Source organism: Streptomyces boluensis (assembly GCF_009908195.1).
Classification (GTDB): Bacteria; Actinomycetota; Actinomycetes; order Streptomycetales; family Streptomycetaceae; genus Streptomyces; species Streptomyces boluensis.
Map to the genome: position 1 here is coordinate 1 of NZ_JAAAHS010000487.1, position 4,988 is coordinate 4,988.

General features: G+C 69.6%; 7 protein-coding genes. 6 read left to right on the top strand and 1 reads right to left on the bottom strand.

All coding sequences use genetic code 11. The annotated features are described in order from the left end of the window. The first annotated feature begins 350 nt into the window (after positions 1 to 350). Together GUY60_RS34300 and GUY60_RS34305 are read left to right on the top strand one after the other, a co-directional pair. A complete protein-coding gene (locus GUY60_RS34300) occupies positions 351 to 887 on the top strand; it encodes a hypothetical protein (RefSeq protein WP_161705068.1) in 537 nt (178 codons plus the stop codon). 123 nt (positions 888 to 1,010) lie between these two features. Continuing rightward, on the top strand, positions 1,011 to 1,310 hold the full coding sequence (locus GUY60_RS34305) for a hypothetical protein (protein WP_161705071.1): 300 nt from the start codon (positions 1,011 to 1,013) through the stop codon (positions 1,308 to 1,310). 14 nt (positions 1,311 to 1,324) lie between these two features. Here GUY60_RS34305 and GUY60_RS34310 read toward each other — a convergent pair whose 3' ends face one another. Then, on the bottom strand, positions 1,325 to 2,398 hold the full coding sequence (locus tag GUY60_RS34310; RefSeq protein WP_161705073.1) for a tetratricopeptide repeat protein: 1,074 nt from the start codon (positions 2,396 to 2,398) through the stop codon (positions 1,325 to 1,327). 179 nt (positions 2,399 to 2,577) lie between these two features. On the opposite strand from GUY60_RS34310, the gene GUY60_RS34315 reads away from it, so the two are divergent. The 4 genes from GUY60_RS34315 (at position 2,578) to GUY60_RS34330 (ending at position 4,934) form a co-directional block, all read left to right on the top strand. Further along, positions 2,578 to 3,165 carry a DUF2975 domain-containing protein gene (locus GUY60_RS34315; protein ID WP_161705075.1) on the top strand — a complete coding sequence of 196 codons (588 nt, stop codon included), beginning with the start codon at positions 2,578 to 2,580 and terminating at the stop codon, positions 3,163 to 3,165. Then, positions 3,165 to 3,398, top strand: coding sequence for a helix-turn-helix domain-containing protein (locus tag GUY60_RS34320; protein ID WP_161705077.1), 234 nt, complete (start codon positions 3,165 to 3,167; stop codon positions 3,396 to 3,398). Before GUY60_RS34315 ends, GUY60_RS34320 begins: the two co-directional genes overlap by 1 nt. A gap of 123 nt (positions 3,399 to 3,521) precedes the next feature. After that, a complete protein-coding gene (locus GUY60_RS34325; protein WP_161705079.1) occupies positions 3,522 to 3,923 on the top strand; it encodes a hypothetical protein in 402 nt (133 codons plus the stop codon). A gap of 96 nt (positions 3,924 to 4,019) precedes the next feature. Further along, on the top strand, positions 4,020 to 4,934 hold the full coding sequence (locus tag GUY60_RS34330; protein ID WP_161705081.1) for a LysR substrate-binding domain-containing protein: 915 nt from the start codon (positions 4,020 to 4,022) through the stop codon (positions 4,932 to 4,934). Positions 4,935 to 4,988: the final 54 nt, after the last annotated feature.

A 4,988-nucleotide genomic window follows, 5' to 3' on the forward strand; every position in this document is an offset into this window, starting at 1 on the left:
CCCGCTGAACCTGCTGACGTACCTGCTGATCCACTGTCACGCCCACTCGTCTCGTCCGCTCCTGCCGATCACGACGCTATGAGCGGGAGGGTGTCCGGCGAATCCCTCTCCGTGCTGGTCAAGGGGTCCGACTTGAGTCCTACGTGAACGGCGGCACTCATGACCGAGTCGTACGGGATCCGCCGCCGACTCTGCCTTTCGACAGAGCGCTCGACTCAGCGCACGACTCAGTGCTCGACGGGGTTGCCGCGACCGCCGGAACTCCGCGGGACCGCCGTACGAGCGGGGCGGCGAGCCCTACGATACGAACGCGTCGCGCCGCACACCGCGGTCTCACGAGGAGGACTCCTTTGACTTCACCCTGTGACCCCCAGGACGCTCCCGTCGGCGACGTGGGCGCCGCGCTCATGATGATCGACTCCCGGCTCAAGGCCGTCTACGACGGTCAGACAGGGGCGATCGCCGAACAGCAGGAGCTGACCGAGCAGTTCGCCGCCTCGCTCGGCCCCGGGGGAGTGGACGACCTCGTGGACGGCACCTGCACGCTCATCTACATGTACATGCAGTGGCTGCGGCGCACGTATGAGGAGCACGACAGAGACGTCATCGAGTACGTGGTGCCCAACCTCGTCGCCACGATGCGCATGCTGCCCAAGAGCGTCCGCCCTGAGGCCATCCCCATGATGGCCGGTCTGGTCATCGCCGCGGGCACCGACCTCAGCCCCAACCTGTGGCGCCAGCAGTACGGCCGCTGGACTCCGAGCGAGATGACCCCGCTGGAAGCCACCACCTTCCTTCTCGCCGAACACATCAACCGCCTCACCGACGACCGCACCTTCGCCACCCGGCTGATCACCGACGCCCTGTCCGCGGCGGAGGAAGCCTGACCGGAGGAAGCCTGACCGGAGGAAGCCTGCCCGGAGGCCGCCTCGGCCGCCCCGCCACAGGCACGGTCACTCGAACCGGTGAGTGGACGTATGACCGGTGACGGACATGGACAGCCTGGCGGCATGATGACCGACGTACCGCAATCCATGACAGCGGCGGCCGCCGCCGCACTAGACCGGCACGCGGCCGGTGACCTCAACGCCCGTATGGGATCCCGGTTGTGGGTCGAGTTCGCGCACGAGGACGCGAGCGTGGTGCTGCGCGCGATGGCCGACTACCTCGACCGCTGCACGGACACCCCGGCAGCGATCTCCCTGGACCTGACCGACCGCCTCCTGCCCGAGCCGGACGACGAGGACAGCACCCGCTACGACGCGTTGGAATGGACCGGAACCCTGTACGTGGACGCGGCGGAGAGCTGAACCTGGCCCTGGCGCTAGCCCTTGCCGCCCTCCTTCAGCTCACCCAACAGCAGTTGCAGCGCCTGCTCCCGCTCGTCGCGCTCGTCGACGAGCAACCGCTCGCCGAGGAGCAGACACAGCTTCCGTCCGCGTTCGTAGCGTTCGTCGCTCCATTCCCGTAGCCGCCGCAGCTCGCTCCGGACGGTGTCGAGGTCGCCGGGGAACAGGTGCAGTCCGATCTGTGCCAGGGCGGGGCGGCTGACCTTCGTGAAGAAGGCACCCGACTCGAACGGCTGCCGTGTGCAGTACAGCTCCGACATGCCGCCGTTCTCCATCTCCTCCACGACGCAGTCCAACTCGTATGTCCCGGCGAGCAGTTCACCGAGCCGCACGCCGACCCAGGAGTGCAGGCCTTCCTCGACGCGATGTTCGGAGGGGTGAGTCTCGCTCATCGCCTGCGTCAGTACGGTGCCGGCCTCGTCCAACTCTCCACGTTCCACGAGCACATGGCCGAGCAGGAACCTGGCGTACCCGCAGAACACCTGGTCCTCCTCGGCCAGCACACGGGTGAGCGCTTCCTCGGCTTCCCGGTTGGCCCCGCGGTGCAGGAGCTGGTGACCGAGCAGCACGTGGGCGAGGTCGTCCTCGAGGCGCCCGGGAGCCGCCTCTGCAGCCGCCTGCTCGAACGCCTCCTCCGCGCCGTCCTGGTCGCCGGTGAGGTGGGCGGCGAGCCCGCGTATCACCGGATGGTCGGCGGGGGAGGCGCCGGGGTTCATCGATTCGAGGACGGAGTACAACTCCATCGACGGCAGCGCGGCCGCCAACGGCCCCAGCCATGGATCCTCACCGGCCGCGACCTGTTCGAGCGCACCCCAGAAGGGTTCGTCCGGGCCGCCCTCGGCCAGTTCGATGCCGGCCAGCGCGGCGGCGGCGTGCCCGGCCGTCGCCGTACGCCCCGCGTCGGCCATCGCGCGCAGCGCGCTTCTGGCGCCGTCCGGGTCGCCCGAGCGGTGGCGCTCCACGGCACGGGCCACCTCGTCCGGAACCGGCGCCACCGGGTCGGGCGGGAGCAGCCGCGGGTACGGGAACGAGTCGTCAGTGACAGTCATGGTTCTCCCCCGAGAGACATTCGATGTCGGCGCTGACCACTGTGCCAGGCAGGACTGACAACGCCGGGTCGAGGGCCGGGAGCCAGGCTCAGCAGCAGGTCCGACAGCCGTGAACTTGTCGATTATCGATATGGTCCTCTACAGTCCGACGTATCGATAATCGATAAGAGGGGGACGTAATGGATTCGCGACTCACCAAGACCCTGGCCTCGGTGACCTTCGGTATGGCGGTGCTCAGCGGGCTCGCTTTCGTCGGCACGGGCCTCACGCACATGCTCGACGACGGGGCGGTCTGCGTGCAGACGGAGTTCTGGCGCAATGCCACCCTCGTGCCGGACAGCGTGCCGATCGGCAAGGGCGTGGAGGCGTCCGGCAGCGCCACGCGCCTCTGCCAGGACGACCCCTCGATGGCGCAGCGCGCCGCCGACCTCGGCGGCGAACTGCCCTGGCTGCTGTTCGGCTTCCTCGCGCTGTTCCTGTTCTCCCGGCTGCTCAACACGGTGCTGCTGGAAGGGCCGTTCACCGACGCGGTGTCGCGACGGCTCTCCGTTCTCGGCTGGGTCGTGGCCGTGGGCGCGCCGCTCGCCGGTCTCGTGGCCGGTTCGTCGCAGTCGTGGCTCGTCGATAGCATGGCGCCGGTCGTGGGTTCCGAACTGGCGGTCTCCGGGCCGCAAGTGCTGATCCTCGCCGGACTTGCCGCGGTGATCATGGGGAAGATCATGCGCGAGGGCGTACGTATGCGAGAGGACCTCGAAGGGACCATCTGATGCCCGAAGAGGAACTCCACGCGATCCGGATCCACCTCGACCGCGTCCTCGCGGAACGCGGTATGACCCTCACCGAACTCGCCGCGGCGGTCGGCATCACGGTGGTCAACCTCTCCGTACTCAAGAACGGCCGGGCCAAGGCGATCCGCTTCTCGACGCTGTCGCGGATCTGTCAGGTGCTGCGGTGCCAGCCGGGGGACTTGATCACGTACGACCCTTCAGATTCGGGGTAGTTGGGGCCCGGCGGGTGCTATCAGTCGACCCGGCGGGTGCGATCGGTCGACCCGGCGGGTGCGACCGGCCGGTTCGGCTCAGCGGGTCCGGAGGCGCACTTTGAGTACGAACTCCCAGTCGCCATGAGTACCCGTCACGATGACCTGGCGGCGCGCCTGCGGCAGGGTGAGGGCATGACAGCATCCAACTCGCAGCCCGCCTCCCCGGAAGGGGAGTCGCCAGATCCGTTCGCGCCGTCGACGAAGGCGGTACGGATCTTCGCCGGCCTCGGCATTCTGCTGCTGCCTCTCCTGTGCGTGGTGTACTTCGTCATCATCCTCAGCCAGGTCTACAGCGGCGACGAGGCGAGCGGTCCGCTTGCCGGCGTCGCCCCGTGGTTCCTGGGTCTGTCCGGCATTGTGGGACTCATTGCCATGTGCATGCCGGGTGACGATCTGAGCCACTCGATGCGGAGAAAGCTCGTCATCGCGCAGTACGTGCTTGTGGTCGGCGGACCCGCGCTGGCCGCGATCGACTTCGGTTAGCCGGTCGGTTGGCCGGTCGCTTCGCGAGGGGGCCGGGGCGGGGCAACGGCCGCGCGCCGGGACCCGCCGGCCTCCCCTCCTCGTAAGGTCGACGCCGTGGAGCTGAAACATCTCACCGGGTTCGTGGCCGTCGCCGAGGAACTGCACTTCGGGCGGGCGGCCGAGCGTCTGCATATCGCGCAGTCGCCGCTCAGCCAGCAGATCAAGCTCCTGGAGCGTGACCTCGGCGTGAAGCTGTTCGACCGTACGACGCGTACGGTCCGGCTCACCCCGGCCGGCCAGGCCCTCGTGGAACCGGCCCGGCGCCTGCTCGCCGACGCCACCGCCGTGCGCCGCACCGTACGGGCCGCACACCTCGGCGAGGTCGGCCGGGTCACCGTCGGCTTCGCGGGCGCCAGCAGCTACTCGGCGCTGCCGCTGTTCACCCGGGCCGTGACCTCCCAACTCCCCGGTATCGAGCTGGTGTTGGAGGGGCAGACGTACACCGGCGAGGCGCTGCGGCGGCTGACCGACGGCAGTCTCGACGTCGGGTTCGTGGCCCTTCCCGTACGGCGCGGCATCACCGCGCGCGTCGTCCGCATGGAACGCCTCGTCCTCGCCCTGCCCGACAGCCACCCGCTCGCCGCCTACGCGGAGGTGCCGGTGCGGGAGCTCGCGGGGGAGCCCATCATCACGTTCCCGCTCTCCCGCGAGTCGGCGGTGCGCGAGGCGATGGTGCAGGCCTGCCACGACGCCGGGTTCGCGCCGCACATCGCGCAGGAGGCCCCCGACTCGTACAACATGCTGGCGCTCGTCGGCGCGGGTGTCGGGGTGGCGGTGGTCGTGGAGTCGGCGCGCAACATCCACCTGGAGCACGTGGTGTTCCGGCCGCTCGCCGGGGACGACGTGCCGGTCCTGCCGATCGCCCTCGGCTGGCGCACCGGCAACGCGTCGGCGGCGCTGCACGCGGTGCTGCGGGTCGCCGAGGAGGTTCTGCCGACACCGGGGGATGCCCCGGACCCCGAGGTCTGACCGCCCCGGCCCCGGCCCCGGGTCCCGCGTGGGCCCTGCGCCCCGGCGCTGTTG